This window comes from Gelidibacter salicanalis (assembly GCF_016469035.1).
In the GTDB taxonomy this organism is placed as follows: domain Bacteria; phylum Bacteroidota; class Bacteroidia; order Flavobacteriales; family Flavobacteriaceae; genus Gelidibacter; species Gelidibacter salicanalis_A.
Map to the genome: position 1 here is coordinate 1 of NZ_JAEHJZ010000164.1, position 241 is coordinate 241.

Below are 241 nucleotides of genomic sequence, written 5' to 3' on the forward strand. Positions count from 1 at the left end.
GGTGATGGAGACCACACTTCACTTTCCACTATTCCGCAAGCCGCCAATGGCAAGGCCCGTCTTATTGTAAAGGATGAAGGAATACTAGCCGGTGTGGAGCTGGCGAAGCATATTTTCAGAGTTGTAGATGAGGGTCTTTCAATGGAAGTATTTATTGAAGACGGAATGCAAGTAAAATATGGAGATATTGCATTTCATGTAATAGGTAAAGATCAGTCTATACTCACAGCTGAAAGGCTTG

At 42.7% G+C, this 241-nt stretch carries 1 pseudogene; it reads left to right on the forward strand.

Going from position 1 to position 241, the window contains the following annotated elements:
- A pseudogene (locus tag JEM65_RS21245) lies at positions 1–241 on the forward strand (carboxylating nicotinate-nucleotide diphosphorylase); the annotation flags it as partial.